The following is a 25,911-nucleotide window of genomic DNA, read 5'->3' as shown; positions in this document are numbered from 1 at the left end:
GCGCGCGGCGGCGCAGCAAGCACCGCCGCCGGGTGGCCAACGTCGCCGGCCTGATGGTCGGCCTGGTGCTCACCGGCGCCCTGTACTCGGTGTTCAGCCCCGCGCAGGCGGCCCCGGCCGAGGGCACGGAGACCGCCGCCGAGGCGGCCGGCCGCGAGCTCTACGAGCGCAGCTGCATCACCTGCCACGGCGAGAACCTCGAGGGCGTCCCGAACCGCGGCCCCTCGCTCATCGGTGTCGGCGAGGCCGCCGTGTACTTCCAGGTGCACACCGGGCGCATGCCGCTCGTGCGCCAGGAGGCCGACGCCCCCGACAAGCCGGCCGTGTTCTCCGACGAGGAGATCGACCAGCTGATGGCCTACGTGCAGGCCAACGGCGGCGGCCCGACCCTCCCGTCGGGCGACCTCCGCGACGGCGACGTCGCCGAGGGCGGCGAGCTGTTCCGGCTGAACTGCGCCTCGTGCCACAACTTCGTCGGTGAGGGGGGCGCGCTCTCCTCCGGCAAGGCGGCGCCCAGCCTGCGCGACAGCAACGACCTCGAGATCTACACCGCGATGCTGACCGGGCCGGAGAACATGCCGGTGTTCGGTGACAACCAGCTGACGCCGGAGGAGAAGCGCTCGATCATCAACTACATCCAGACGATCGACCAGCAGGCCGACCCCGGCGGTGCCGGCATCGGCCGGATGGGCCCGGTCGCCGAGGGTCTGGTGATCTGGGTGGTCGGCATCGGCGTCCTGATGTTCGGGATCTTCTGGATGGGGAGCAAGGCGTGACCGCGCAGCACACCCGCCCCGGTTCCACCGGTGGGGCGGACACCCCGGGCCCGCTGCACGGCGGTCCCGACGACGACTACACCCCCGAGCAGCTCGCGGCGATGCCGCGCGAGGAGCTCGACCGGCTCGGTGCGCGCTACGACGGCGTGGAGGTCCTGCACGTCGACCCGGGCCCCGAGCCCGGCTCGCGCATGGAGAAGCGCGCGATCCGCCAGGTCGGCCTGGTCTTCACCCTCTCCGGGCTGGCCGCCTTCGCCTTCGTCGTCGTCTACGTCGGCTCGGGCTGGTTCTTCCCCGACTGGCAGTGGACCTCCGGCGACACCGGGTGGAGCGCCCTCTTCACCCCGCTGCTCGGCGCCACCATGGGCCTGGCCCTCGCGCTGCTCGGTGTCGGGCTGGTGCTCTACACGAAGAAGCTGCTGCCCCACGAGACCGCGGTGCAGGACAAGCACGACGGTTCGCACTTCGACCGGGTCACCACCGGTGCCACCCTCGTCGGCGGCCTGCACAACAGCGGGCTGGCCCGGCGCAAGCTGATCACCCGCTCGCTGGGCTTCATGGGCGGTGGCCTCGGCCTCATGCTGCTCATGCCGCTGGGCGGTCTCATCAAGAACCCGAACACCGGCAACCCGCTGGGCCGCACGTCCTGGGCCGAGGGCGTCCGCCTGGTGCGCAACGACGGCAGCCCGATCCGCCCCGGCGACCAGGAGCCCGGCTCGCTGGAGACGGTCTTCCCGGCCGTGCCCGGCGGCAACCGGCAGTCCGACGCCGCGACGATGCTGATCCGTCTGCGCCCCGCGCAGCTCGAGGCGCTGACCGCCCGCGACGGCCAGGGCGACTTCGGCTACGGCGACTACGTCGCCTACTCCAAGATCTGCACGCACGCCGGCTGCCCGGTGTCGCTGTACGAGCAGGAGACCAGCCGGATCCTGTGCCCGTGCCACCAGTCGCAGTTCGACGTCACGCAGGGCGCCAAGCCGGTCTTCGGCCCCGCGACCCGCTCCCTGCCGCAGCTGCCCCTGGCCGTCGACGACGAGGGCTTCTTCGTCGCCCGCGGCGACTACCCTGAAGCCGTCGGCCCCACATACTGGAACCGGGAGCGCATCTGATGGCAGCTACCGCCACGGCGCCGGGCGCCCCGACCACCCGGCTCGGCAAGGCCGCGACCGAGTTCGACGACCGCCTGATCGTCGCCGGACCCCTGCGTCGCACGCTCAACAAGGTCTTCCCCGACCACTGGTCGTTCCTGCTCGGTGAGATCGCGCTCTACTCGTTCCTCATCGCGCTGCTGTCCGGTACGTACCTGACGTTCTTCTTCGACCCGTCGCTGCGCGAGGTCGTCTACGAGGGCAGCTACGCGCCGCTGCGCGGCGTGGAGATGTCCGCGGCCTACGACTCGGCGCTGAACCTCTCGTTCGACGTCCGCGGCGGCCTGTTCATGCGCCAGGTCCACCACTGGGCCGCGCTCATGTTCGTCGCCTCGATCGTGGCGCACCTGCTGCGCATCTTCTTCACCGGCGCCTTCCGCCGGCCGCGGGAGACGAACTGGATCATCGGCGTGGTCATGCTCGTGCTCGCCCTGCTCATGGGCGTCACCGGCTACACCCTTCCCGACGACCTGCTCTCGGGCACCGGTCTCCGCATCATCAGCGCGATCATCCTGTCGATCCCGGTCATCGGGACCTGGGCGCACTGGGCGGTGTTCGGCGGCGACTTCGTCGGCGAGCTGATCATCGGGCGCTTCTACATCGCGCACGTGCTGATCATCCCGGCGATCCTGCTGGCCCTCATCGCGGTGCACCTGCTGATCCTGGTCAAGCAGAAGCACACCCAGTTCGCCGGCCCGGGCCGCACCGAGCACAACGTGGTCGGCAACCGCCTCTTCCCGACGTTCGCGGCAAAGGCGACCGGTCTGCTGTTCATCGTGTTCGGCGTTATCGCCGCCCTGGGTGGCCTCGTGCAGATCAACCCGGTGTGGCTCTGGGGCCCGTACAACCCGGCCCAGGTCTCGGCCGCGTCGCAGCCCGACTGGTACATCCTGTTCCTGGACGGCTCGACCCGCATCTTCCCGGCCTGGGACATCAACCTCCCCGGCAACTACACGATCCCGGCGCTGTTCTGGCCCACGGTCGTCGTCGCCGGTGCGATGTTCACGGTGCTCGCGCTGTACCCGGTCATCGAGCGGAAGCTCTCCGGCGACACCGCGTCGCACCACATCCTGCAGCGTCCGCGCGACGTCCCCGTCCGCACCTCGCTCGGCATGATGGCGCTGACCTTCTACGGCGTGCTCATGCTGTCCGGCGGGAACGACGTGTTCGCCGACAAGTTCGACGTCAGCCTCAACGCGATGATCTGGTTCGGTCGCCTCGGCGTGATCGTGCTGCCGCCCATCGCGTACGTGCTCACCTACCGGATCTGCCTGGGTCTCCAGAAGCACGACCGCGAGGTGCTCGAGCACGGCATCGAGACCGGCATCATCCGTCGCCTCCCGCACGGTGAGTTCATCGAGGTCCACCAGCCGCTGGGCCCGGTCGACGAGCACGGCCACGGCCAGCTCACCTACGGCGGGGCTCCGGTGCCCAAGAAGATGAATCAGATCGGTGCCGCCCGGCGCGCGATCCGGGGCTTCTTCTCGCCGATCGAGGAGCCGGCCCAGGTCGAGCTCGAGCAGCGCGCCGAGGGCCGCGGCCTCGCCGCCGACGAGAGCCGCGAGCTCACCTCCTCCGGCCGGCCCTCCGAGGGTGGCCGCCCGCAGGAGCCGCGCGACTGACGGTCGAGCAGCGCACGTCCAGCAGGGCCCCGGTGGATCCGTCCACCGGGGCCCTGCTGCATGTCCGGAGCCCTGCTGCACGTCCGGGGCCCGTGCGCCGACCCTCCCCATCCACCGGAGTGGCCACTTCGGCGGGGATGGGTGAGCGCGGGTGATTCGGTCACCGACGGCCGGCTCCCCGGGCGTTCCTCGCGCTCCCGGGTGCAGCGGCACTCAGGGAGCACGAGAAGTCCCCCGGGAAGCGCCTGAGAAAGCCCGTCGGCCGCCGCTCCCACTCGCCCGGCATGTCCCGGCCGCCACCACCGCGGGGGACCGCACGCCGCCGGCGCGCGTCAGTGCTGCTCGGCCCGGCCGGCCGTGCCTCCCCGGAGCCGTCCTCGCGTTCACGGGGTCCTGCGGCACCCGAGGGGCACGGGAGAACGCCCTGGGAGCGCCTACGACGACCGCCGGCCCTGCAACGCACGAGGGCCCCTCCCGCCGCAGCGGGAGGGGCCCTCGGACGGGGGTGGTGCTCAGCTCTGCGTGGCGTTCTGCCCCACGTAGTACTCGAACAGCAGACCGCCGACGGTGCAGAGGATCGCGGCCGCGGCGATGGCGATCAGCCAGAAGTACCAGAAGGCCAGGCCCAGACCCGCCATGGCGACGGAGAGAGCCAGGCCGAAGGGCCAGTAGCTGGCCGGGCTGAAGAAGCCCAGCTCGCCGGCGCCGTCGGCGATCTCGGCGTCCTTGCGGTCCTCGGGACGGGCGTCGATGCGCCGCGACACGAACCAGAAGAAGGCCCCGATCATGCCGGTCAGCCCCGCGGAGAGGACCAGGGCGGTCGTGCCGATCGGCTCCTTCGCCCACACGCCGTAGGTCACGGCCGCGGCGACGCAGAAGATCGCGATGATGTTGAAGATCAGCGCCTCGACCTTCACGGTCGTGCCTCCTCGGACGTGGGAGCGGTGCGGGCCGGCAGCGAGCGGCGGTCAGCCATTGCCGCCCGCCCCCTGCTGGTCGTCCTGCTTGGCCTGGAAGAGCTCGAGCGGCGTCGTGCTCGTCGCAGCGCCGGGCTGGCCGATCTCGTCGAGGGCCTCGTAGGTGTCCAGCCCCTCCTCGCGCGCCGCGAGGTAGGCGTCGTAGTCCTCACCGGACACGGCGCGGACCTCGAAGTTCATGTACGCGTGGTAGGTCCCGCAGAGCTCGGCGCAGCGGCCCACGTAGGCACCCTCCTCGCGGACGGTCACCTCGAAGACGTTGTCGCGGCCGTTCTCGTTGCCGGGGATCACGTCGAGCTTGAAGAGGAACTCCGGCACCCAGAACGAGTGGATGACGTCGGCCGAGGCCACCTCGAAGCGGATCGAGCGGTCGGTCGGCAGCACCAGGACCGGGATCTCGGTGCTGCTGCCGACGGTGTTGACCGCCTCGCCGTCGGGGCCCTCGGTGTCGGGGTAGACGAACTGCCAGTTCCACTTGAAGGCGTTGACCGCGATCGTCTCGTCCGGGTCGTCGCTGCGCTCCTGGACCTCGTTCTGCGTCACGACCGTGAAGAAGAACAGGCCGGCGATGATGAGGAACGGCGCGATCGTGTACGCGATCTCCAGCGGCAGGTTGTAGGCCGTCTGCCGCGGCAGCTCGTCGCTGCGCTTCCGGTGGGCGACCACCGAGTAGAGGATCAGGCCCCACACCAGGAAACCGACGATGAGCGCCGCGATGACCGAACCGGTCCACAGTTCGCGCATCGATTCGGCCTGGTCGGTGACGCCCTCGGGCCAGCCGAACCGCCAGAACTCGTTGTTGGGCATGTCGCACCCGGCGAGGGTGAGCACCCCCAGGAGACCGAGCGCGGCCAGCCGCGCGAGCCTGCTGCCTCGAGCCACTGCTCGTTGCCTCCTCGTCCTCCGCCCGGTACCCCGGACGGTCCTCCCAGCGGGGCCCCCGGCCGGTTTCGGCAGGCGGCGTCCACGCCGTTCACAGTGTGTGCCGAGACTAGCCGACGGCGCTCGGCGGCTGACCACCGGAGACGCGTGACCGGCGGGTCGCACCCGGTGTGGCCGATGCCGCCCCTCAGCCGCGGGGTCCGCGCGGCCCGGCCGGTTAGAGTCGGGGTGTGTGGTCCCGCCTGCTGACCCCCAAGTGGGTGCTCCTGCACCTCGTGGTGGTCGCGCTCTTCGTCGCCACCTGGTTCCTCGGCTGGTGGCAGCTGTCCAAGGCCGAGGACGGCGGCGGCGCGGTCAACTGGAGCTACGCCCTGCAGTGGCCCCTCTACGGGCTGATGGGCGTGTGGTTCTACGTGCGCATGGCGCGCGACGAGCTGCGCCGCGCCCCGGACGCCGACGCCCCGGGGAACGCCGTCGTCCTCTACCAGCGGCCGCGCATCGACACGACCGGCGACCCGGAGCTGGCCGCCTACAACGCCTACCTCGCCGAGCTCAACGAGAAGGCGCTCGGGCAGCGGGCCGGTCATGGCCGCTGAGCGCACGGCCTCGTCGCGGAACTCCGACGAGGCCATCGGTCAGGCGCTGCTGCGCTACCGCGTGATGGCGACCGTCGTCGGCGTCCTGCTGATCGCGCTGATCTTCGTCGCGGTACCGCTCAACCACCTGGCCGACGTCCCGGAGCCCTCGACCGTCCTGGGCACGGCGCACGGCTGGCTCTACGGCCTGTTCTTCCTGTCCGCGGTGGACCTCGCGCTGCGGGCCAGGTGGTCCCTCAAGGGCTTCCTGCTCACGGTGGTCGCCGGCACGGTGCCGGTGCTCTCCTTCGTCGCCGAGCGCCGGGCCACCGCCCGGATGCGCGCCGGCGAGCGGGTCTGACCACCTCGGGCCCCGCCCACCCCCTGCTATCCCGGGAGACCTGCGCCTGATGTGCGGCCTGCTCGCCTACTTCTCCACCGACGCCGACCGCGTCGACGACGCCACCGTCGCGGCAGTCCGCTCGGCCCAGCACTGCCTTCGGCACCGCGGACCGGACGAGACCGAGCAGTGGTGGGACGACCGCGCGGTCTTCGGCTTCAACCGGCTGTCGTTCATCGACATCGAGCACAGCCACCAGCCCATGCCCTACGCCGACGGCCGCTACCGGATCGTCTTCAACGGCGAGATCTACAACTACCTCGAGCTCCGCGAGGAGCTGAAGGCCGCCGGCGCCACCTTCGCCACCGAGGGCGACACCGAGGCCATCGTCGCCGGGTACCACCTGTGGGGCGAGGACGTCGTCGACCGGCTGCGCGGCATGTTCGCCTTCCTCATCTGGGACACCGAGACGCGGACCGTCTTCGGCGCCCGCGACCCCTTCGGCATCAAGCCGCTGTTCGTCACCCGCCTGCACGACGGCGCGCTGGCCTTCTCCTCGGAGAAGAAGGCGCTGCTCGAGATGCTCGGGGGCAGCGCGGCGGCCGGCGGGGTCGACGCCGCCTCGCTGCAGCACTACCTGACCCTGCAGTACGTCCCGGAGCCGGCGACGCTGCACCGCGCCATCCGGCGGATCGAGAGCGGCACCCGGTTCACGGTGACCGACGGCGAGCTGACGACGACGCGGTACTTCCACCCGACCTTCCCGGTCCGGCCCGTGGCGAAGGACGAGCAGCAGGCGCTCTACGACCGCATCGCCGACGTGCTGGACGACTCGGTGCGGGTGCACATGCGCGCCGACGTGACGGTCGGCTCCTTCCTCTCCGGCGGCATCGACTCGACCGCGATCGCCGCGCTGGCCAAGCGCTACAACCCGAAGCTGCTCACCTTCACCACCGGGTTCGAGCGGCAGGGTTTCTCGGAGATCGACGTCGCCGCCGAGTCGGCCGCCGCCATCGGCGTCGAGCACATCACCAAGGTGGTGACGGCCGACGAGTTCGCCGACACCATCCCGCTGGTCGTCTGGTACCTCGACGACCCGGTCGCCGACCCGGCGCTGGTGCCGCTGTACTTCATCGCCCGCGAGGCTCGCAAGCACGTGAAGGTGGTGCTCTCCGGGGAGGGCGCCGACGAGCTGTTCGGCGGCTACAACATCTACCGCGAGCCGCTGTCGCTGGCCGCCTTCGACCGGCTGCCCACCGGTGTCCGCCGGGCGCTGGGTGCGCTCTCGACGCGGCTCCCCGACGGGATGCGCGGCAAGGACCTGCTGCGCCGCGGGTCCATCCCCCTGGAGCAGCGCTACTACGGCAACGCGCGGATCTTCCGCGACGACGAGCTCGGTTTCCTGGAGCGCCGCGACCCCGACCTCTCGCACGTCGCGGTCACCGCCGAGCTCTACGAGCGCACCCGGGCCGCCGGCTACGACGACGTGACCGCCATGCAGTACGTGGACCTGTTCACCTGGCTGCGCGGCGACATCCTGGTCAAGGCCGACAAGATGACGATGGCCAACTCGCTCGAGCTGCGGGTGCCCTTCCTCGACCCGGAGGTGTTCCGGGTCGCGGGCACGCTGCCGGTCGACCAGCGGGTGACCAAGGAGACGACGAAGTACGCCCTGCGCCGGGCGCTGGAGCAGATCGTGCCGGCGCACGTGCTGAACCGGCGCAAGCTCGGCTTCCCCGTCCCGACCCGGCACTGGCTGGCCGAGGACCTGCACGACTGGGCGCGCTCGGTGATCGAGGCCAGCCAGACCGACGAGTGGCTGGACAAGTCGCAGGTGCTGGCGATGCTGGCCGCGCACCGCGCCAACCAGCGCGCCGGCTCACCGGTCGACCACTCGCGGAAGCTCTGGACCCTGCTGGTGTTCATGATCTGGCACGGGATCTTCGTCGAGGAGCGCATCCGCCCGGAGATCCCGCAGACGGTCTACCCCGTCCGGTTGTGAGAAGCAGCAGAGCCCGGCCCCTCCGAGGAGGGACCGGGCTCTGCCGTGCGGCTGGGATCAGCTGAAGCTGTCCCCGCAGGCGCAGGAGCTGCCCGCGTTGGGGTTGTCGATCGTGAAGCCCTGCTTCTCGATGGAGTCGACGAAGTCGATCGTGGCGCCGCCGAGGTACGGGCCGCTCATCCGGTCGACGATGACCTCGACCCCGCCGAACTCGTAGGTCTGGTCGCCGTCGAGGTACCGCTCGTCGAAGAAGAGCTGGTACCGCAGGCCCGAGCAGCCGCCGGGCTGGACGGCGATGCGCAGACGCAGGTCGTCGCGGCCCTCCTGGTCCAGCAGCGCCTTGACCTTGGCGGCCGCGGGGTCGCTGAGCAGCACGCCCGTGGAACCGGCCGCGCCACCGTCGAGGGTCGTGGTGTCCTGCACCGTCATGTCCGTGTCCTCCTGCATCCGAGGTGTCCGCTGCGCACCATCTGCGGCGGACCAACACCGCCGTGGCGGAGCTTCTTCCACTGTACGGCGCCGGAGCACGGATCCGGAGGCCGTGCGCGGGTCCACGTAGACTGCCGAGCTGTGAAGCTCCGCCTGCCCGGCCGCCGGAACGCCGCCGAGACGACCGATCCCGCGCCCTCGGCCGAGCCGGGCGGGCAGTCCGCGCACGTGGTGAAGACGGCGGGCAAGGGCCGGCCGACCCCGCGCCGCAACGAGGCGCAGGGCCGCCGTCCCGGGCCGCCCCCGCCGCCCCCGACGACGCGCAAGGAGGCCTACCGCCGCATGCGCGAGCAGCAGGCCGCCCGGCGCGCCGACGTCCGCAGCGGTGCCGCCCGCGGCGAGGACGCCTACCTCCCCGCCCGCGACCGCGGCCCGGTCCGCAAGACCGTCCGCGACGTCGTCGACGCGCGGCGGAACGTGGGCAGCTGGTTCCTCGCCATCGCCGGTGTCGCGCTGATCGGCACGTTCGTCCCCAGCGCGGCGGTGCGCGGCTACGCCAGCTTCCTGCTGTTCGGCTTCTTCCTGCTGCTCATCGTCGACTCCGTCGTCCTCAACCGGAAGATCAAGCGCACGCTGGCCGAGCGCTTCCCCGCCGGCACCGAGAAGGTCCGCGGCGCCTCCTGGTACGGCATCAGCCGGGCCACGATGATCCGCCGCTGGCGCTTCCCCAAGCCCGAGGTGCCGGTCGGCGCCGACGTCTGAGCCCGGCGACCGGTGCACGTCCGGCTGCTCGGCACCGGTGCGGCCGACGGCTGGCCCAACCCGTGGTGCGCCTGCGGGTCGTGCGCGGACGCCCGCGCACACGGTGTGTCGCGCCGACAGACCTCGGTCCTCGTCGACGGCCGGGTGCTGCTGGACCTCTCCCCTGCGCTGCCGCCCGACGGCGTCTCACTGGCGGACGTGCACACCGTCCTGGTCACCCACGCCCACCCCGACCACTGCGCACCCTTCGCCCTGCTGTGGCGGCACTGGGTGCGGCCCGCGGAGCCGCTGACCATCGCCGGCCCGGCCGCCGTCCTCGAGGAGTGCCGGCCCTGGCTCGCACCGGGCGCCCCCGTCGAGCTGGTCCCGGTGGAGCCGGGGCGGGTGCTGCACCTGCGGGGCTACCAGGTCCGTGTGCTCCCGGCCGACCACGAGGTCCCCGCCGTTCTCTACGACCTCACCGGACCCGACGGCGGGCGGCTGCTCTACGCCACGGACACCGGCCCGCTGCCCGACGCCGCCGTCGAGGCGGTGACCGGCGCGCGGTTCGACGTCGTCCTGCTGGAGGAGACCTTCGGCGACCTGCGCGGGCACGGCACCCGGCACCTGGACCTGGCGACGTTCGGCACCGAGCTCGACCGGCTGCGCGCGGCCGGCGCGGTCACCGGGAGCACCGACGTCGTCGCCGTCCACCTGGGCCACCACAACCCGCCGGCGGCGGAGCTGGGCGAGCGGCTGGCCGCGCTGGGCGCCCGGGTGCTGCCCGACGGCGCGGAACTGCGGACGGGGGCCTACCGTCGGCGTCCGTGGAATTCCGACGCCTCGGCCGCTCCGGCCTGACCATCTCCGAGATCGCCTACGGCAACTGGCTGACGCACGGCAGCCAGGTCGAGGAGGACGCCGCCCACGCCTGCGTGCGCGCCGCCCTCGACGCCGGCATCACGACCTTCGACACCGCCGACGTCTACGCCGGCACCAAGGCCGAGGCCGTCCTCGGCCGGGCCCTGGCCGGGCAGCGCCGCGAGGGGCTGGAGATCTTCACCAAGGTCTACTGGCCCACCGGGCCCGGCCGCAACGACCGCGGGCTGTCCCGCAAGCACATCATGGAGAGCTGCACCGCCTCGTTGAAGCGGCTGCAGACCGACTACCTCGACCTCTACCAGGCGCACCGCTACGACTCCACGGTGCCGCTCGAGGAGACGATGACCGCCTTCGCCGACCTCGTGCGGCAGGGCAAGGTCCTCTACATCGGCGTCTCGGAGTGGAACGCCGAGGAGATCGCCGCCGGCGCGGAGCTCGCGCAGGAGATGGGCATCCAGCTGATCAGCAACCAGCCGCAGTACTCGATGCTCTGGCGGGTCATCGAGGAGGAGGTCGTGCCGACCTCGGAGCAGCACGGGCTCTCCCAGATCGTCTGGTCGCCGCTGGCGCAGGGGATCCTCACCGGCAAGTACCTGCCGGGTCAGCAGCCGCCGTCCGACTCGCGCGGTGGGCACGCCGAGGCCGGCGGCTCGATGCAGCGCTTCCTGCGCAACGAGGAGTTGCTCACGCGCGTGCAGGACCTGAAGCCGATCGCGGCCGACCTCGGGCTGTCCATGGCACAGCTCGCCGTCGCGTGGGTGCTGCAGAACCAGAACGTCGCCGCGGCGATCATCGGCGCGAGCCGCCCCGAGCAGGTGCACGACAACGTGAAGGCCGCCGGCCTCACGCTGGACGCCGACGTCCTCGGCCGCATCGACGAGGTGCTGGGCGACGTCGTCGAGCGGGACCCGGGCAAGGTCTCGCGCGGCGCGTGAGCGAGGGGCCTGGCGGTCAGGGGGCCGCCAGGCCCATCGGGCCGTAGACCTCGCGGTCGTCCTCGAAGAGGGTCACCGTGGCCACCCCGCGCGCCAGCAGGTCGCGCCAGTTCTCTCCCAGCCACGACTCCGCGTCGCCCTGGTTGTCCGCGGGCGGGATCTCCACCCCGACCGACGACGGCTCGACCGCCGCGCCCGCCGGGTCCTCCAGGCGCCAGTGCCAGCTCATGCCCCGCAGGCTAGTGCGCCCGTGTCCGTGACGTGATCATCGTCGTGGTTACCCGACGCCTCCCCACGGGCATGGGTGCTGCGACTGCGTCCGAGCGGAGGATCCATGACCGCAGCTCCACCACCGGCCCCGACCGGCGGCGCCACGCGCGCGGCCGCCGTGCCGGCCGACCCCGCCGACGCCTCCACCGGCCAGCTGGTCACCCAGCTCACCGAGCAGATCAGCCGGCTGGTCCGGGACGAGGCACGGCTGGCCCAGGCCGAGGTCGCGCAGAAGGCCAAGCGCCTGGGCGTCGGCGCCGGGCTGTTCGGCGGCGCCGGGCTGTTCGCCTTCCTGGGCCTGGCCGTGCTCGTCGCCACCGCGGTCCTGGCGCTGGACCTGGCGCTCCCGGCCTGGCTCGCCGCGCTGATCGTGGCCCTTGTCCTGCTCGTCATCGCCGGCGTGCTCGCGCTGGTGGGCAAGAAGGACGTCGAGAAGGCCGTCCCGCCGGTGCCGACGGAGGCCATCGCCGGAGTCCAGGCCGACATCGCCGCCGTCAAGCAGGGGCTGTCCCGGTGACCGCCCCCGACGGCACCAGCGACGTCGACGCGCTGCGGGCCGAGATCGACGCGACCCGCGAGCAGCTCGGCCGGACCGTGGACGAGCTGAGCAATCGGCTCGACGTCCCCGCCCGCGCCCGCGAGCGGGTCGCCCGCACCAAGGACACCGCCGTCGAGACCTACCGGGAGAGCCCGCCGGCCGTCATCGGCGCCGGCGCCGTCCTGGTGGGCCTGGTCGTGGGGCTGATCGTGCTGCGCCGCCGGCGCGCCAACCCGAGGAGGAAGCGTTGAGCAAGCGCAACAAGGGCGAGGCCAAGAAGAACAAGGGCGCCAAGCTCGCCTACCGGCCGATCGGCCTGGTGAGCGGCCTGGTCGCCGGCTCGCTGAGCGGGATCGTGTTCAAGCAGGTGTGGAAGCTCGTCGCCAAGGAGGAGGAGGCGCCCTCGGCGCTGCAGAGCGAGTACCGGATGCGGGAGGTCGTGCTGGCCGCCGCGATCCAGGGCGCCATCTTCGCCGCGACGAAGGCGGCCGTCGACCGCGCCGGCGCCCAGGGCTTCAAGCAGGTCACCGGCGCCTGGCCCGGCGACTGAACGAGGAGCACCCAGATGACCGGCACCAGGCCGCGCGAGAGCGCCGTCGACCGGATCCGCGAGCGGGTCGAGGAGAAGGCCGCCCGGCGGGCCGCGGCCCGCGAGGCAGCCACCCGGCCGCCCGCCGACGACCCGGCGAGGCTCCCGGCCGGCGCCCCCACCCCGGACCAGCTGCCCGGTGTCACCGCGCAGAGCCCCACCCAGATCCCCTGGGCCGGCTGGAAGCAGATCCTCAAGCGTTCCTGGGCCGAGCACAACGCCGACAACATGCCGATCATCGCCGGCGGGGTGGCGTTCTTCGGGTTCCTGGCCATCTTCCCCGCGCTCATCGCGAGCATCTCCATCTACGGCCTGGTGGCCTCGCCGGCGACGGTCACCGAGCAGGTCGAGGGCTTCTCCGAGCAGCTCCCCGACGACGCCGCGCGGCTCATCGGCGACCAGCTGACGGCCATCACCGAGAACAGCGGCGGCGCGCTCACCTTCGGGCTGATCACGTCGATCCTGGCGGCGTTGTGGAGCGCCTCGGGCGGTGTGGGGAACCTGGTCACCGCCGTCAACCTGGCCTACGACGAGGTGGAGGCGCGCGGTTTCGTCAAGCGCAAGCTGCTCTCGCTGGGGCTCACCCTCGGCGCCGTCGTCTTCGTGCTGGTGGCGCTCACCCTGGTCGCCGTCGTCCCGGCGGTCCTCGAGGAGCTCCCGCTGGGCGCGGTGGGCACGGTGCTCGCGCAGGTGGCCCGCTGGGCCCTGCTGTTCGTCGTCTTCGCCGGGTCGCTGGCCGTCCTCTACCGCCTGGCGCCCGACCGCGACGCGCCGCAGATGCGCTGGGTCAGCCTCGGTTCGGTGGTCGTCACCCTGCTCTGGGCAGCGGTGAGCGTCGGCTTCAGCATCTACGTGAACAACTTCGGGTCCTACGACAAGACCTACGGCGCGATCGCCGGCGTCATCGTGCTGATGCTGTGGCTGTACCTGACCTGCTACCTGGTGCTGCTGGGCGCGGAGATCAACGCCGAGACCGAGCACCAGACCGCCGTCGACACCACCGACGGGGACCCCGCGCCGATGGGGACCCGCGGCGCCGTCGTCGCGGACACGCTGCCGGCGAAGGCCGAGCCCGGGAAGGGCGACGCCGACCCGACCCGGAAGAACGCCTCCTGATCAGCGGACGTGCGAGGGCACGAACGGCGGCTTGACCACCTCGACCGCCTGCGGCCGGCCGCGGACGTCGACGGCGAGCTCCGCGCCGGGCTCGATGCCGGCAGCGGTGTCGAGCAGGGCCAGGGCGATCCCGGTCTTGAGCGTCGGGGAGAACGTGCCGCTGGTCGTCTCCCCGACCCGCTCGCCCGCCGCGTCCAGCACCGCCATGCCCGCCCGCGGGATGCCGCGGCCGGTGGCCCGCAGACCCCACAGCGTGCGCGCGGGGCCGGCCGCGCGCTCGGCGAGCAGCGCCTCGCGCCCCCAGAACGCCGGCTTGCCCCACCCGACGGCCCAGCCGGCGCGCGCCTGGAGCGGGGTGATGTCACGCGACAGCTCGTGACCGTGCAGCGGGTAACCCATCTCGGTGCGCAGCGTGTCGCGGGCACCCAGTCCGCACGGGCGGATGCCCAGGTCCTGCCCCGCCTCGAGCAGTGCGTCCCACAGCTCGCCGGCGTGCTCCGCGGCGACCAGGAGCTCGTAGCCGTGCTCCCCGGTGTAGCCGGTCCGGCAGACGGTGACCTCGCCGGCGCCGGCCCCGGTGCCGGTCACGAAGGACATGTAGGACAGCTCGCCGGGCATGCCCAGCAGCTCCAGCACCTGGAGCGAGCGCGGCCCCTGCACCGCCAGGACGGCGACGTCGGCGTGCCGGTCCTCCACGACGACGCCCTCGGGCGCCTCGGCCGCGAGCCGGCCGAGCACCTCGGCGGCGTTGGCGGCGTTGGGCACGAGCAGGACGTCGTCGGGCCCGTTCAGGTAGACGATGAGGTCGTCGACCACCCCGCCGGCGCGCGGGTCGCCGTCGGGCAGGCAGCAGAGCGTGTACTGGGCCTGGCCGGGACCGATGCGGCCGAGGTCGTTGGTGAGGCAGGCGTCGACGAACGCCGCCGCGCCCGGGCCGCGCACCGTGCCGGTGCCCAGGTGCGAGACGTCGAACAGCCCGACGCCCTCCCGGACGGCGGTGTGCTCGGCCAGCACTCCCCCGCCGGCGTACTCGATCGGCATGGACCAGCCGCCGAAGTCGGCGAGCTTGGCACCGGCGGCGACGTGCCGGTCGTGCAGGGGCGAGGTCAGCGGGCTCACGGGGGATCACGCTAACGGTCGCCCTAGAATCGGGACGTGCCGCCGACGATCACCGCCACCGACCAGCCCCTCGAGAAGCTCACCGCCGACGCCGTCGTCGTCGCGGTCGGCAAGGGCCCCGACGGGCCGCTCCCCACACCCGGCGCCGAGGCGGTCGACCGGCTGCTCGGTGGCCGGCTGTTCGCCGCGCTGGCCGACCTCGGCGCCCGCGGCGGCGAGGACGAGGTCACGCGGCTGGCCACCTTCGGCCAGGGCCCGTTCCCGGTCGTCGCCGTCACCGGCCTGGGGGCGCCCGACGCCTCCGGCGGCTACCGCGCCGAGGCCGTCCGCCGCGCGGCCGGGGCCGCCAGCCGGGCGCTGACCGGGCGCCGGTCGCTGGTGAGCCTCCTGGCCGCCGTCGGCGGTGCGCCCGACGCCGAGCGGCTGCACGCCGTCGGCGAGGGGTCGCTGCTGGGCGCCTACGAGTTCACCGCCTACAAGTCCGACCTGCCCGCGAACCGGCCGCTGCCCCCGCAGGAGATCACCGTCGTCGTGCCGGGCACCGGGGAGGCCGAGACGGCGCTGCGCCGGGCCCGCGCCGTCGCCGAGGCCGTCGTCCTCGTGCGGGACCTGGTCAACACCCCGCCCAACGACCTCTTCCCCGCCGAGCTGGCCGCGCGGGGCGCTGCCGCCGGCGAGAAGCTCGGGCTCAGCTCGGAGATCCTCGACGAGGACGCGCTGGCTGCCGGCGGCTACGGCGGCATCCTCGCCGTCGGCGGGGGCTCGGACCGCAAGCCGCGGCTGCTCCGCCTGACCTACCGGGGCGCGGGCGCGCGCAAGAAGATCGCACTGGTCGGCAAGGGCATCACCTTCGACAGCGGCGGCATCTCGATCAAGCCCGCCGCGAAGATGGAGGACATGAAGAGCGACATGGCCGGTGCCGCGGCCGTGATCGCCACCGTGTGCCTCGTCGCCCAGCTCGGGCTGCCGGTCGAGGTCACCGCCACCGTGCCCATGGCCGAGAACCTGCCCAGCGGCACCGCCTACCGCCCGGCCGACGTCGTCACCTTCCGGAACGGCAAGAAGGCCGAGATCACCAACACCGACGCCGAGGGCCGCGTCGTCCTCGCCGACGCCATCGCGCGCGCGGCCGAGGACGGGCCCGACGCCCTGCTGGAGACCTCGACGCTCACCGGCGCGCAGACCGTCGCGCTCGGCGCCCGCACCGCCGGCGTCATGGGCAGTGACGACCTGCGGGACGCCGTCGTGGCGGCGTCGGAGCGCTCCGGCGAGGCGATGTGGCCGATGCCGCTGCCGCCGGAGCTGCGCCGCGGGCTGGACTCGCCGGTGGCCGACTTCGTCAACGCCAACGCCGACCGCCTGGGCGGCATGCTGGTGGGGGGCCACTTCCTCAAGGAGTTCGTGCCGGCCGACCTGCCGTGGGCGCACATCGACATCGCCGGGCCCAGCTACAACACCGGCGGGCCGTGGGGCTACACCACCAAGGGCGGCACCGGCGTCCCGGTGCGCACGCTGCTGGCCACCATCGAGGCCCTCATCGCCGACTGATCCCTGCTTTTCCGCGGAAAGGCGGCCCGCCTCTCCGCGGAAAATCGGAGGTCACAACCCCTTCTGGCGCGACGACCAGTCGCGCATCCGCTGGGGGTAGCCGGTGACCTGGGCGTCGTAGACCGGGATGGACAGGTCACGCGACAGCTTGCGCGCGACGTCGGGACCGTCGATGCGGCGGCGGGTCCACTCTCCGTCGGCGGCGACCAGCACGATCGTCGTCTCGGTGACCGCGGTGCGGGGCTCGACGTAGCCCTCGACGCCGCGGCGCGAGGCCACGAACTGCTCCAGGTGCCGCAGATCGGTGCGCTGCGAGCCGCGGTCCAGGGTGCTCCGCCGCCCGTCGTCCCCCGCCCGGCCGGGACGACGACGCCCCCTGCCGCGCAGCCGGTCGAACAGCCCCATGGCGCCTCTCCCGTCCTCCGCCGCGCGCCCGGCGACCCTGGTGATCATCAGCACGCTCGGCAAGCCAACGGCGGTCCCGGCCGGGTCGTTCCCGGAGTGGCAGGATGGACCCGAGGCCCCGCCCGCTCGAGCGGCGGCCAGACACCGCAGCAGAGGAGCAGCATCCGTGAGCGCACCCACGTCCCCCGCCGACCTGGTCATCCTCGGCGGTGGCTCGGGTGGTTACGCCGCGGCGTTCCGCGCCTCGGAGCTCGGGCTGAACGTCGTCCTGATCGAGAAGGACAAGGTCGGCGGCACCTGCCTGCACCGGGGCTGCATCCCGACCAAGGCGCTGCTGCACGCCGGTGAGGTCGCCGACCTCGCCCGCGAGGGCGAGCAGTTCGGCGTCAAGACGTCGCTGGCCGGCATCGACATGGACGGCGTCAACGCCTACAAGGACGGCGTCATCGCCAAGCTGTACAAGGGTCTGCAGGGCCTGGTGAAGGCCCGCAAGATCACCTACGTCGAGGGCGAGGGCCGCCTGACCTCCCCGACGACGGTCGAGGTGAACGGCCAGAGCTACGAGGGCAAGCACATCCTGCTGGCCACCGGCTCCTACGCCCGCAGCCTGCCCGGCCTGGACATCGACGGCTCGAAGGTCATCACCAGCGACCACGCGCTGAACCTGGACCGCGTCCCGTCCTCGGCGATCATCCTGGGCGGCGGCGTCATCGGCTGCGAGTTCGCCAGCGCCTGGAAGTCCTTCGGCGTGGACGTCACCATCGTGGAGGCGCTCCCCCACCTCGTGCCCCTCGAGGACGAGTCCGCCTCGAAGCTGCTGGAGCGCGCCTTCCGCCGCCGCAAGATCGCCTTCGAGCTGGGCAGCCGCTTCTCCGGCGTCCAGCACACCGACAACGGCGTCAAGGTCTCGCTGGAGAACGGCAAGGAGATCGAGGCCGAGCTGCTGCTCGTGGCCGTCGGCCGCGGCCCGGTCAGCCAGGGCCTGGGCTACGAGGAGGCCGGCGTGCAGATGGACCGCGGCTACGTCCTGGTCGACCAGTACTGCTCGACCAGCGTCCCGACCATCTCCGCCGTCGGCGACCTCATCCCCACCCTGCAGCTGGCGCACGTCGGCTTCGGCGAGGGCATCCTCGTGGCCGAGAAGGTCGCCGGGCTCGACCCGGCGCCGATCGACTACGCCGGCGTCCCGCGGATCACCTACTCCGACCCCGAGGTCGCCTCGGTCGGCCTCACCGAGGCCCAGGCCAAGGAGCGCTACGGCGAGGTGAAGACCCTCACCTACGACCTCGCCGGCAACGGCCGCAGCCAGATCCTCAAGACCACCGGCGCGGTCAAGCTGATCCAGGCGCCCGACGGCCCCGTCGTCGGCATCCACATGGTCGGCAGCCGGGTGGGCGAGCTCATCGCCGAGGCCCAGCTCATCTACAACTGGGAGGCCGAGGCCGACGACGTCGCCAGCCTCATCCACCCGCACCCGACCCAGAGCGAGGCGCTGGGCGAGGCCCACCTGGCCCTGGCCGGCAAGCCGCTGCACGTCCACGGCTGACCCGCACACCCCACCTACCAGCGCCACCGAAGGAGTCCTGCCCCGATGCCGACGTCCGTCACCATGCCCGCCCTGGGCGAGAGCGTCACCGAGGGCACGGTCACCCGATGGCTCAAGCAGGAGGGTGAGCAGGTCGAGGTCGACGAGCCCCTCCTCGAGGTGTCGACCGACAAGGTCGACACCGAGATCCCCTCGCCCGCCGCGGGTGTGCTGACCAAGATCCTGGTCGCCGAGGACGAGACCGTCGACGTCGGTGCCGAGCTCGCCGTCATCGGTGGCGACGGCGACGGTGCCGGTGACGCCGCCCCGCCGGCGTCCGCCGAGGACGCCGAGACGCCGCAGACCCCCGGCCAGCAGGTCGAGGACGCCGCTCCCGAGGCCTCCGAGGAGCAGCCCGCCCCGCAGCAGCAGGAGGAGCCCCCGGCGGCCCCGTCCGGCGGGTCCGGCGGCGGTGGTGGCGGCGAGGGCACGCCGGTGACCATGCCGGCGCTGGGCGAGAGCGTCACCGAGGGCACCGTGACCCGCTGGCTCAAGGCCGTGGGGGACGAGGTCACCGCCGACGAGCCGCTGCTCGAGGTCTCCACCGACAAGGTCGACACCGAGATCCCGGCGCCGGTCAGCGGCACGCTGCTCGAGATCACCGTGAACGAGGACGAGACCGTCGACGTCGGCGCCCAGCTGGCGGTCATCGGCACCGGCGCGGCCGGCGGGTCCGCCCCGGCCCCGGCCGCCCCCGCCCAGCAGGCCCCGCAGCAGCAGGAGGCGCCGAAGCAGGAGGCGCCGGCCGAGGAGGAGCCGCAGGCGGCTCCCGAGGCCAAGCCGGCCGCGACCGCGACCACGCAGCCCGGTGGCGACTACGGCGCCAGCGGCGCCCAGCCGGCCGCCTCCCCCACGTCCGCGCCGCCGCCGCAGGTGGCGCCGCAGGCCCCTGCCGGTCAGCAGTCCTCCGGCGGTGACGGCGGCGGAAGCTACGTGACGCCGCTGGTGCGCCGACTGGCCGCCGAGCGCGGCGTCGACCTCTCGTCGGTGACCGGCAGCGGCGTCGGCGGGCGGATCCGCAAGCAGGACGTCCTCGCCGCGGCCGAGAAGGCGTCCGCGCCGGCTCCGGCGGCCCCGGCCGCGTCCGGAGGCGCGCAGCGCACGCCGTCGCCGGCCGCCACGCCGGACACCTCGCTGCGCGGCCGCACCGAGAAGATGTCGCGGCTGCGCACGGTCATCGCGAAGCGGATGGTCGAGTCGCTGCAGGTCAGCGCCCAGCTCACCACGGTCCTCGAGGCCGACGTCACCCGCATCGCCCAGCTGCGCCAGCAGGCCAAGGGCGACTTCGAGTCCCGCGAGGGCGTCAAGCTGTCGTTCCTGCCCTTCTTCGCCAAGGCGGCCGTCGAGGCGCTCAAGGCCCACCCGTCGGTGAACTCCTCGATCGACCAGGCCGCGGGCACCGTGACCTACCACGACGCGGAGAACCTGGGCATCGCCGTCGACACCGAGCGCGGCCTGCTGGTGCCCGTCATCCACGACGCCGGTGACCTCAGCCTGGGCGGGATCGCCCGGAAGATCGCCGACCTCGCGGAGCGCACCCGCTCCAACAAGATCACCCCCGACGAGCTGGGCGGTGGCACCTTCACGCTGACCAACACCGGCAGCCGGGGCGCGCTGTTCGACACGCCGATCATCAACCAGCCGCAGGTGGCCATCCTCGGCGTCGGGTCGGTCGTGAAGCGTCCCGTCGTCGTGGAGGACGCGGAGCTCGGGGAGGTCATCGCCGTCCGGTCGATGGTCTACCTGGCCCTGACCTACGACCACCGCATCGTCGACGGCGCGGACGCGGCACGCTTCCTCACCACGGTGAAGGAGCGGCTGGAAGCCGGCCAGTTCCACGGCGAGCTCGGTCTCGCCTAGCAGCACCTCGGTCAGGGCCTCGGCGAACGAGCCGGGGCCCTGATCGCGTCCGGGGGGGACCTGAGGAGGTAGCTCGTGAAGATCGCCGTGGCCGGAGCCTCCGGCCTCATCGGGGGCGCGCTCGTGCCCGCCCTGCGCGCCGACGGCCACGAGGTGCGGCAGCTCGTGCGCCGCACCCCGCGGACGGCCGACGAGCACCGCTGGGATCCCCAGCACCGCCGCATCGACCCCGACCTGCTGCGCGACGTCGACGCGGTCGTCAACCTCGCCGGCGCCCCCATCCGGCCCCGGCCGTGGACCCGCCGCTACCGGCAGGAGCTGGTCAGCAGCCGGATCGAGGCCACGGCGACGATCAGCCAGGCGCTGGCCGCCGCCGCGGCCGAGGACCCCTCACGGCCGCGGGTGCTGCTCAACGCCTCCGGCATCGGCTACTACGGCGACACCGGCCCGGCCGAGATCCGCGAGGGCGCCCCCGCCGGCTCGGACTTCCTCGCCCAGCTGTGCGTGCGGTGGGAGGGCGCCACCGCCGCGGCCGCCGACGCCGGGGTGCGGGTGGTGCTGCTGCGCACCGGCCTGGTGCTCGGCCCGGACGCGATGCTGATCAAGGTGCTCGGCCTGGTCTTCCGGCTCGGCCTGGGCGGCCGGCTGGGGTCCGGGAAGCAGTACTGGCCCTGGATCAGCCTGGACGACGAGATCGGCGCCATGCGGCACCTGCTGACCGCCGACGTCTCCGGCCCGGTCAACCTCACCGCGCCCGAGCCGGCCACCAACGCCGAGTTCACCCGCGTCCTGGGTCGCGTGCTGTCCCGCCCGACCCCGCTGCCGGTGCCGGCCTTCGCGGTGTCGGCGGGGCTCGGCGAGTTCGGCCGGGCCAGCGTCATCGGGGGTCAGCGGGCGGTGCCCGCGAAGCTGCAGGAGTCGGGCTACGCCTTCAGCGACACCGACCTGGAGAAGACGCTGCGCTCGGTCCTCGGCCGCGGCTGACCCACCGGGCTCACCCCAGCCGCTCCACCAGCTCGAGCCGCCAGCCCTCGGGCGCGCGGACGAGCACGGCGCGCACCGGGGCGGGAGCCCGGGCGGGCGCGGGCCGCAGGGCGACGCCGGCCGGGTCGGTCGCCCTGACCACCTCGTAGGCCGGCCAGCCGTCGACCAGCCGCAGCTCGGCCCGGTCCGCCCCCAGCCGCAGGACCTCGACCTCGGCCACCGCGGGCGCGAAGCCGCGCAGGCGCTCACCCGCGTCCGCCAGCGCGCGTGCGTGCGCGGCGTCCGCCTCGCCCTGCGGGCTACCGGCCGCCCAGACCCGGGCCAGCGGGTCCGCGGACGCGACGGCGAAGGCCTCGGTCCGCAGCCGGTACAGCTCCTCGACCAGGCCCGACCACTCCTCCGCGGTCACGGGATCGACCGGGCCGGCCGGAGGAGCGGCGTCGTCCTGCGGCGCCTCCACCGCCGGGGACGGGGCCGGCGCGGTGGCCGCGGCCGTCGTCGTCCCCGAGCCCTCGCCGGCCCAGCGCAGCGCCATCCACCCGGTCAGCGCGAGGACGGTGACCACGACCGCGCCCACCGCCGCGGCGCGCAGCGGCACGGCAGGCCGGAGACCGGCCGACCTCTCCCGCCAGCGCGCGACGCGCCCACCGGGCACCACCACGACCGGCGCCGGTCGCGGGCGGCGGCCGGGCACGACGTGGGTCAGCTCGGTCCGTGGCCCGGCGCCCGGCCGCGGCGCGGTCGCGACCGTGAGCCCCACCGGCTCGGGGCGGCAGGCGTGCCGCAGGTCGAGGGCGAAGGCGGCCGCCGATCCCCGCTCGTGCGGGTCGGCCGCCAGGCCCCGGCCGATGACCTCCACCAGCGCGGGCGGGGCGTCGGGCGCGAGCTCGGCGAGGTCCGGCAGCTGACCGTGCGCCGCGACGACGAGGGTGTCGGCCGGCGTCGCGGCGTTCCACGGGGCGATGCCGGTGAGCGCGTGGAACGCGGCCGCCGCCACGCCGAAGACGTCCGAGGCAGGCCCGGGCGCTCCGCCGCGCGCGACCGCCGGGTCGACGTAGGCCGGCGTCACCTCGGCGGCCGCGGTCTCGCCGACGATCCGGCCGACGCCGAGGTCGGTGAGCACCGGGCGCCCCTCGGCGGTGAAGACGACGTTGCCCGGCGAGAGGTCGCCGTGGACCACCCCCTGCGCGTGGACGTGCGCCAGGGCGGCGGCGACCGGCGCGCACACGGTGACCACCTCACCCGCGGTGAGCCGACCGCGGGCCGCCAGCAGCGCCGCGAGGCTGCCGCCCTCGAGCAGGTCGAGCACCAGCGCCACGCGCGCCGCTCCGCCGCGCCGCGGTTGGTGCACCACCTCGACCAGCCGCACCAGGTGCGGGTGGTCCAGCCCGCCGAGCAGCACCGCCTCGCGCGCCTGCCGCTCCGGCTCCCCCTCGGCCAGCACCTTGACCGCCACCGCCGGGCCCCCGCGACGGGGCACCGCCCGCCACACCTCCCCCGACCCGCCGCGCCCCAGGAGCTCCTCGAGCCGGTAGCCGGGGACGACGGGTGGAACGGCATCGGGCATGCGGGGCACCGTAGGCCGATCCGCGGCGGCGCCGTTCCCGTCGTCCACAGGTGGACGACCGCCCGGCTGGCTACGGTGGGGCGGTGACGATGCCGGCCCGTGCTGAGGTCGTCGTGATCGGTGCGGGTCTGGCCGGGTTGTCGGCCGCCACCCGCCTGACCGCGGCCGGGTGCGACGTCCACGTCGTCGACGCGGCCGGGCACGCCGGCGGTCGGCTGGCCACCGAGCGGGTCGACGGCTTCGTCGTCGACCGGGGTTTCCAGGTGCTCAACACCGGCTACCCGCGGGCCGCCGACCTGGACCTCGAGGCCCTCCAGCTCGGCTGGTTCCTCACCGGCGCCCGCGTGTGGGTGGACGGGACGGCGCACCGCGTCGTCGACCCGCGCAGCCGGCCGGGCGCCCTGCCCGCGACGGCCGCCGCGCCGATCGGCTCGCTGCGCGAGAAGGCCGCGCTCGCCGCGTTCTCCCTGCGCGCCGGCTACCTGCCGGTGCACCGGCTCCTGGCCGCTCCGGAGCGGACGGCGGCCGAGGCGCTGCAGCGCGCCGGCCTGGGCGGCGAGCTGCTCGAGCGCTTCCTCCGCCCGTTCCTCTCCGGGGTGCTGCTCGAGGACGAGCTGGCCACCTCCAGCCGCTACCTGGACCTGCTGTGGCGCAGCTTCGTGAGGGGACGCATCGGGCTGCCGGCGCGCGGCATGCAGGCGGTGGGCGAGCAGCTCGCCGATCGGCTGCTCCCCGGGACGCTGCACCTCGGCTGCCGGGTGACCGGGCTGTCGGGCCGGGTGGTCGAGACCGGGGCCGGACGCACGACGGCCGACGCGGTCGTGGTCGCCACCGACCCGGCCACGGCGGCCGGGCTCCTGCCCGGTTTGACCGCCTCGGCGCCCCGCCAGGTCACCACCCACCTGCACGTGCTCCCGGCCTCGCCGTGGGACGAGCCGCTGCTGGTCCTCGGCCGCCCCGGCGACCGGATCGTCAACAGCGCCGTCCTCACCGACGCCCAGCCGCGCTACTCCCCCGACGGCCGCGCACTGGTCGCCAGCTCCACGCTGGCACCCACGGCCGAGGCCGAGGTGCGCGAGGAGGTGGCCCGTGCCCACGGCGTCGCGACCACCGACCTCGAGCACCTGACCAGCGTCACCGTGCCGGGCGCGCAGCCCGCCGCGGTGCCCCCGCTGGAGCTCCGCCGCCCGGTGGACCTCGGCGACGGCGTCTTCGTCTGCGGCGACCACCGCGACACCCCGTCGATCCAGGGTGCGCTGGCCGGCGGGGCCCGGGCCGCGCGCGCGGTGCTGGCCCGGCGGGCGGCCTAGGCTGGGTCCGTGAGCGAGCTGCAGGTGGTGCGGGCCGGCGTCGTCCCCTACGAGCAGGCCTGGGAGATGCAGCGCGAGGTGCACGCGCGCCGCGTGGCCGGAGAGGGCCCGGACACCCTGCTGCTGCTTGAGCACCCGTCGGTCTACACGGCCGGCAAGCGCACCGAGCCGCACGAACGGCCGGTCGACGGCACGCCGGTCGTGGACGTCGACCGAGGCGGCAAGATCACCTGGCACGGGCCCGGCCAGCTCGTGGGCTACCCGATCGTCGCGCTGCCCGACCCGGTCGACGTCGTCGCGTACGTGCGGCGACTGGAAGGTGCGCTCATCGACGTCTGCGCCGCGTTCGGGGTGTCCGCCGGCCGGGTGGAGGGCCGCAGCGGCGTCTGGCTGCCGGCCGACGAGCCCGGACGGGGGTTCCGGCCGGAGCGCAAGGTCGCCGCCATCGGCATCCGGGTGGCCCGCGGTATCACCATGCACGGCTTCGCGCTGAACTGCGATCCCGACCTCGGCGCCTTCGGCGCGATCGTGCCCTGCGGCATCCCCGACGCCGGCGTCACGTCCCTGTCGGCCGAGCTCGGGAGGGACGTGACCGTCGCGGACGCCCTGGAACCGGTCGAGACGGCGATGCGTGCCGTGCTGGCCGGCGCCCCGGCGACCGCCGGCTGACCCTCCGCGTCACGCCGGGCCGTCGCCCGGGGCCAGCCGCCGCGACCAGCTGGAGATCGTGCCGGCGGGCTCGAAGCCCAGGGCCCGGTTGACGGCGACCATCGGGGCGTTGTCCTCGGAGTTGTACGTGCTGATCCGCCGGGTCCGCGGGAACGCCGCCGTGATCTCGCGCAGCGTCGCCGCCTTGATCAGCGCGCCGAGCCGGTGGCCGCGGTGCTCGCGCAGCACCAGCGTCGCCCCCTGGCGGGCGTGCTCGGGGCGCTCCAGCGGCACGTGCAGGTCGGTGAAGGCGACCAGCCGGCCGTCCCGGACCGCACCGGCGGAGAGGATCGTGCGGCCCCGGGCCGCGTTCAGCGCCTCGTGCTCGCGGATGCGCTCACCGTCCCACCGTTCGGCCTCCATCGGCAGGTCGCCGTGCGGGGCGTCGGTGCTCATCCGCTCCTCGAGCAGCGCGCGGTCGTCGAGGAGCGCCTCGGGCGTGCGGTCGCGCCAGGTCACGAGCTCGTAGTCCCGCGCCGCCTGCCGCGCCTCGACCTCCACCGCTGACAGCCGCGCCTCGTCGACCGGGAGCACGAGGTCGCGGCGCGTCTCCAGCAGGTCGCAGCCCCACCCGTGCCGGAGGGCGAACAGGCGTCCGGCGGTGTCGGGACCGGGTTCGTCGACCTCGGCGATCAGGTCGGTGCGGCCCGAGGCGGTCGCCAGCCGTTCGGCCTCGGCGAGCAGTGCGCTGCCGATGCCGCGCCGACGGTGCTCGGGGTGGACGGCGAGGTCGACCATGGCCATGGACGTGTTGTCGCGCAGCGGCATGATCAGCCGGAGCGCCCCGACCACGTCGTCCCCGAGGACCGCGGCCCGGTGGGTACCGGTCCGCGAGCCGCCCGGCTCCAGCATCTGCCGCCCCAGCACGACGTGCTCGTTCGCGGGCTTGACGGCGTCGTCCGGCCGGTCGGCGGCCTCGACGGCGGCCCAGACGTCGCACCACGCCGCGAAGGCGTGGTCGTCAGGGAACACCTCGACCAGGCGGGCAGGAGGAGCGGTCACC

The 25,911-nt window shown here is 73.8% G+C and carries 27 protein-coding genes; 19 read left to right on the top strand and 8 right to left on the bottom strand.

What is annotated here, in order from left to right:
• The first annotated feature begins 32 nt into the window (after positions 1-32).
• The 3 genes from qcrC to qcrB are packed head-to-tail and all read left to right on the top strand — an operon-like array spanning position 33 to position 3,546.
• Positions 33-776 (top strand): cytochrome bc1 complex diheme cytochrome c subunit, encoded by a 744-nt coding sequence (qcrC, locus tag ACI79H_RS05740; protein ID WP_456553412.1) that lies wholly within the window; start codon positions 33-35, stop codon positions 774-776.
• Entirely contained in the window at positions 773-1,885 is a 1,113-nt protein-coding gene (gene qcrA / locus ACI79H_RS05735) for a cytochrome bc1 complex Rieske iron-sulfur subunit (protein ID WP_456553411.1), read from the top strand. The genes qcrC and qcrA overlap by 4 nt, the downstream gene beginning before the upstream one ends.
• Complete coding sequence (gene qcrB / locus ACI79H_RS05730; protein WP_456553410.1) at positions 1,885-3,546, top strand: cytochrome bc1 complex cytochrome b subunit; 1,662 nt, start codon at positions 1,885-1,887, stop codon at positions 3,544-3,546. Before qcrA ends, qcrB begins: the two co-directional genes overlap by 1 nt.
• A 512-nt stretch (positions 3,547-4,058) precedes the next feature.
• On the opposite strand, the gene ACI79H_RS05725 is transcribed toward qcrB, so the two are convergent.
• Together ACI79H_RS05725 and ctaC are read right to left on the bottom strand one after the other, a co-directional pair.
• Positions 4,059-4,463: a cytochrome c oxidase subunit 4 gene (locus ACI79H_RS05725; protein ID WP_456553409.1), complete on the bottom strand. Its 405-nt coding sequence runs from the start codon at positions 4,461-4,463 to the stop codon at positions 4,059-4,061.
• 51 nt (positions 4,464-4,514) lie between these two features.
• Entirely contained in the window at positions 4,515-5,405 is an 891-nt protein-coding gene (gene ctaC, locus ACI79H_RS05720; RefSeq protein WP_456553408.1) for an aa3-type cytochrome oxidase subunit II, read from the bottom strand.
• A gap of 230 nt (positions 5,406-5,635) precedes the next feature.
• Here ctaC and ACI79H_RS05715 point away from each other — a divergent pair, with 230 nt between their 5' ends.
• Genes ACI79H_RS05715 through asnB form a run of 3 tightly spaced genes read left to right on the top strand, consistent with a single transcriptional unit; the run spans position 5,636 to position 8,322 of the window.
• Positions 5,636-6,001: a metalloprotease gene (locus ACI79H_RS05715; protein ID WP_456553407.1), complete on the top strand. Its 366-nt coding sequence runs from the start codon at positions 5,636-5,638 to the stop codon at positions 5,999-6,001.
• On the top strand, positions 5,991-6,341 hold the full coding sequence (locus ACI79H_RS05710) for a DUF3817 domain-containing protein (protein ID WP_456553406.1): 351 nt from the start codon (positions 5,991-5,993) through the stop codon (positions 6,339-6,341). Before ACI79H_RS05715 ends, ACI79H_RS05710 begins: the two co-directional genes overlap by 11 nt.
• 49 nt (positions 6,342-6,390) lie before the next feature.
• The gene (asnB, locus tag ACI79H_RS05705; protein WP_456553405.1) at positions 6,391-8,322 is read left to right on the top strand and encodes an asparagine synthase (glutamine-hydrolyzing); all 1,932 of its coding nucleotides are present in this window, start codon (positions 6,391-6,393) and stop codon (positions 8,320-8,322) included.
• A 57-nt stretch (positions 8,323-8,379) separates the two neighbouring features.
• Here the strand turns inward: asnB and ACI79H_RS05700 are convergent, their stop codons facing one another.
• Positions 8,380-8,751: a HesB/IscA family protein gene (locus ACI79H_RS05700; RefSeq protein WP_200492019.1), complete on the bottom strand. Its 372-nt coding sequence runs from the start codon at positions 8,749-8,751 to the stop codon at positions 8,380-8,382.
• Positions 8,752-8,892: 141 nt separating this feature from the next.
• Here ACI79H_RS05700 and ACI79H_RS05695 point away from each other — a divergent pair, with 141 nt between their 5' ends.
• From ACI79H_RS05695 to ACI79H_RS05685, 3 genes are all read left to right on the top strand, one after another.
• A complete protein-coding gene (locus ACI79H_RS05695; RefSeq protein ID WP_456553404.1) occupies positions 8,893-9,513 on the top strand; it encodes a DUF3043 domain-containing protein in 621 nt (206 codons plus the stop codon).
• A gap of 105 nt (positions 9,514-9,618) precedes the next feature.
• Positions 9,619-10,353, top strand: a complete 735-nt coding sequence (locus tag ACI79H_RS05690; protein ID WP_456553403.1) for an MBL fold metallo-hydrolase — start codon at positions 9,619-9,621, stop codon at positions 10,351-10,353.
• Positions 10,320-11,309, top strand: a complete 990-nt coding sequence (locus tag ACI79H_RS05685; protein ID WP_456553402.1) for an aldo/keto reductase family protein — start codon at positions 10,320-10,322, stop codon at positions 11,307-11,309. The genes ACI79H_RS05690 and ACI79H_RS05685 overlap by 34 nt, the downstream gene beginning before the upstream one ends.
• A gap of 16 nt (positions 11,310-11,325) precedes the next feature.
• On the opposite strand, the gene ACI79H_RS05680 is transcribed toward ACI79H_RS05685, so the two are convergent.
• Entirely contained in the window at positions 11,326-11,538 is a 213-nt protein-coding gene (locus ACI79H_RS05680) for a hypothetical protein (protein ID WP_456553401.1), read from the bottom strand.
• Between the two features lie 105 nt (positions 11,539-11,643).
• On the opposite strand from ACI79H_RS05680, the gene ACI79H_RS05675 reads away from it, so the two are divergent.
• From ACI79H_RS05675 to ACI79H_RS05660, 4 genes are read left to right on the top strand one after another with little or no spacing between them, the layout of a single operon-like run.
• The gene (locus ACI79H_RS05675) at positions 11,644-12,096 is read left to right on the top strand and encodes a phage holin family protein (protein ID WP_456553400.1); all 453 of its coding nucleotides are present in this window, start codon (positions 11,644-11,646) and stop codon (positions 12,094-12,096) included.
• Positions 12,093-12,368 (top strand): DUF3618 domain-containing protein, encoded by a 276-nt coding sequence (locus ACI79H_RS05670; protein WP_456553399.1) that lies wholly within the window; start codon positions 12,093-12,095, stop codon positions 12,366-12,368. The genes ACI79H_RS05675 and ACI79H_RS05670 overlap by 4 nt, the downstream gene beginning before the upstream one ends.
• Complete coding sequence (locus tag ACI79H_RS05665) at positions 12,365-12,667, top strand: DUF4235 domain-containing protein (RefSeq protein ID WP_456553398.1); 303 nt, start codon at positions 12,365-12,367, stop codon at positions 12,665-12,667. The genes ACI79H_RS05670 and ACI79H_RS05665 overlap by 4 nt, the downstream gene beginning before the upstream one ends.
• A gap of 15 nt (positions 12,668-12,682) precedes the next feature.
• Positions 12,683-13,822, top strand: coding sequence for a YihY/virulence factor BrkB family protein (locus tag ACI79H_RS05660; protein ID WP_456553397.1), 1,140 nt, complete (start codon positions 12,683-12,685; stop codon positions 13,820-13,822).
• Here ACI79H_RS05660 and gcvT read toward each other — a convergent pair whose 3' ends face one another.
• Positions 13,823-14,941 carry a glycine cleavage system aminomethyltransferase GcvT gene (gene gcvT / locus ACI79H_RS05655; RefSeq protein ID WP_456553396.1) on the bottom strand — a complete coding sequence of 373 codons (1,119 nt, stop codon included), beginning with the start codon at positions 14,939-14,941 and terminating at the stop codon, positions 13,823-13,825.
• 36 nt (positions 14,942-14,977) lie between these two features.
• Between gcvT and ACI79H_RS05650 the strand changes: the two genes are divergently transcribed.
• A complete protein-coding gene (locus ACI79H_RS05650; RefSeq protein ID WP_456553395.1) occupies positions 14,978-16,489 on the top strand; it encodes a leucyl aminopeptidase in 1,512 nt (503 codons plus the stop codon).
• A gap of 51 nt (positions 16,490-16,540) precedes the next feature.
• Here ACI79H_RS05650 and ACI79H_RS05645 read toward each other — a convergent pair whose 3' ends face one another.
• Positions 16,541-16,942 carry an oxidoreductase gene (locus ACI79H_RS05645; RefSeq protein ID WP_456553394.1) on the bottom strand — a complete coding sequence of 134 codons (402 nt, stop codon included), beginning with the start codon at positions 16,940-16,942 and terminating at the stop codon, positions 16,541-16,543.
• Positions 16,943-17,060: 118 nt separating this feature from the next.
• Between ACI79H_RS05645 and lpdA the strand changes: the two genes are divergently transcribed.
• From lpdA to ACI79H_RS05630, 3 genes are all read left to right on the top strand, one after another.
• Positions 17,061-18,440: a dihydrolipoyl dehydrogenase gene (gene lpdA, locus ACI79H_RS05640; protein WP_456553393.1), complete on the top strand. Its 1,380-nt coding sequence runs from the start codon at positions 17,061-17,063 to the stop codon at positions 18,438-18,440.
• Positions 18,441-18,485: 45 nt separating this feature from the next.
• Positions 18,486-20,339, top strand: coding sequence for a 2-oxoglutarate dehydrogenase, E2 component, dihydrolipoamide succinyltransferase (gene sucB, locus ACI79H_RS05635; protein WP_456553392.1), 1,854 nt, complete (start codon positions 18,486-18,488; stop codon positions 20,337-20,339).
• 75 nt (positions 20,340-20,414) lie between these two features.
• Complete coding sequence (locus ACI79H_RS05630) at positions 20,415-21,323, top strand: TIGR01777 family oxidoreductase (RefSeq protein ID WP_456553391.1); 909 nt, start codon at positions 20,415-20,417, stop codon at positions 21,321-21,323.
• A gap of 10 nt (positions 21,324-21,333) precedes the next feature.
• On the opposite strand, the gene ACI79H_RS05625 is transcribed toward ACI79H_RS05630, so the two are convergent.
• Complete coding sequence (locus ACI79H_RS05625; RefSeq protein ID WP_456553390.1) at positions 21,334-22,890, bottom strand: serine/threonine-protein kinase; 1,557 nt, start codon at positions 22,888-22,890, stop codon at positions 21,334-21,336.
• Between the two features lie 89 nt (positions 22,891-22,979).
• Here ACI79H_RS05625 and ACI79H_RS05620 point away from each other — a divergent pair, with 89 nt between their 5' ends.
• Complete coding sequence (locus tag ACI79H_RS05620; RefSeq protein WP_456553569.1) at positions 22,980-24,200, top strand: protoporphyrinogen/coproporphyrinogen oxidase; 1,221 nt, start codon at positions 22,980-22,982, stop codon at positions 24,198-24,200.
• A gap of 9 nt (positions 24,201-24,209) precedes the next feature.
• Entirely contained in the window at positions 24,210-24,869 is a 660-nt protein-coding gene (lipB, locus tag ACI79H_RS05615) for a lipoyl(octanoyl) transferase LipB (protein WP_456553389.1), read from the top strand.
• Positions 24,870-24,878: 9 nt separating this feature from the next.
• Here the strand turns inward: lipB and ACI79H_RS05610 are convergent, their stop codons facing one another.
• Positions 24,879-25,910: a GNAT family N-acetyltransferase gene (locus ACI79H_RS05610; protein WP_456553388.1), complete on the bottom strand. Its 1,032-nt coding sequence runs from the start codon at positions 25,908-25,910 to the stop codon at positions 24,879-24,881.
• Position 25,911: the final 1 nt, after the last annotated feature.

This window comes from Blastococcus sp. SYSU D01042, assembly GCF_054050515.1.
This window is presented reverse-complemented; position numbering and strand designations above follow the sequence as displayed.

What these genes read in the sequence shown, in the direction of transcription:
- qcrB (WP_456553410.1), top strand. Translation starts at nt 1,885, where the DNA reads ATGGCAGCTACCGCCACGGCGCCGGGCGCCCCGACCACCCGGCTCGGC.
- ACI79H_RS05710 (WP_456553406.1), top strand. Translation starts at nt 5,991, where the DNA reads ATGGCCGCTGAGCGCACGGCCTCGTCGCGGAACTCCGACGAGGCCATC.
- asnB (WP_456553405.1), top strand. Translation starts at nt 6,391, where the DNA reads ATGTGCGGCCTGCTCGCCTACTTCTCCACCGACGCCGACCGCGTCGAC.
- ACI79H_RS05700 (WP_200492019.1), bottom strand. Translation starts at nt 8,751, where the DNA reads ATGACGGTGCAGGACACCACGACCCTCGACGGTGGCGCGGCCGGTTCC.
- ACI79H_RS05680 (WP_456553401.1), bottom strand. Translation starts at nt 11,538, where the DNA reads ATGAGCTGGCACTGGCGCCTGGAGGACCCGGCGGGCGCGGCGGTCGAG.
- ACI79H_RS05675 (WP_456553400.1), top strand. Translation starts at nt 11,644, where the DNA reads ATGACCGCAGCTCCACCACCGGCCCCGACCGGCGGCGCCACGCGCGCG.
- ACI79H_RS05660 (WP_456553397.1), top strand. Translation starts at nt 12,683, where the DNA reads ATGACCGGCACCAGGCCGCGCGAGAGCGCCGTCGACCGGATCCGCGAG.
- ACI79H_RS05645 (WP_456553394.1), bottom strand. Translation starts at nt 16,942, where the DNA reads ATGATCACCAGGGTCGCCGGGCGCGCGGCGGAGGACGGGAGAGGCGCC.
- sucB (WP_456553392.1), top strand. Translation starts at nt 18,486, where the DNA reads ATGCCGACGTCCGTCACCATGCCCGCCCTGGGCGAGAGCGTCACCGAG.
- ACI79H_RS05625 (WP_456553390.1), bottom strand. Translation starts at nt 22,890, where the DNA reads ATGCCCGATGCCGTTCCACCCGTCGTCCCCGGCTACCGGCTCGAGGAG.
- ACI79H_RS05620 (WP_456553569.1), top strand. Translation starts at nt 22,980, where the DNA reads ATGCCGGCCCGTGCTGAGGTCGTCGTGATCGGTGCGGGTCTGGCCGGG.